Here is a 272-nt window from a genome sequence, read left to right on the forward strand (position 1 = left end):
GAGATCGGCGGCCGGCAGGCGGACGCCTTCTACCGGGATCGGTGGTCGCACGACAAGGTGGTGCGCTCGACCCACGGCGTCAACTGCACCGGGTCGTGCTCCTGGAAGGTGTACGTCAAGGACGGGATCATCACCTGGGAGGCGCAGCAGACCGACTATCCCAGCGTCGGCCCGGACCGGCCCGAGTACGAGCCGCGGGGCTGCCCGCGCGGGGCGGCGTTCTCCTGGTACACGTACTCGCCGACCAGGGTGCGCTACCCGTACGTCCGCGG

1 protein-coding gene is annotated in these 272 nt (G+C 70.6%); it reads left to right on the top strand.

What is annotated here, in order from left to right; all coding sequences use genetic code 11:
- Nucleotides 1-272 (top strand): hypothetical protein (locus tag ODJ79_RS46905; RefSeq protein WP_263030223.1); only part of this gene is annotated, 272 nt, incomplete at both ends.

Source organism: Actinoplanes sp. KI2 (genome assembly GCF_025630775.1).
Taxonomy (GTDB): Bacteria; Actinomycetota; Actinomycetes; order Mycobacteriales; family Micromonosporaceae; genus Actinoplanes.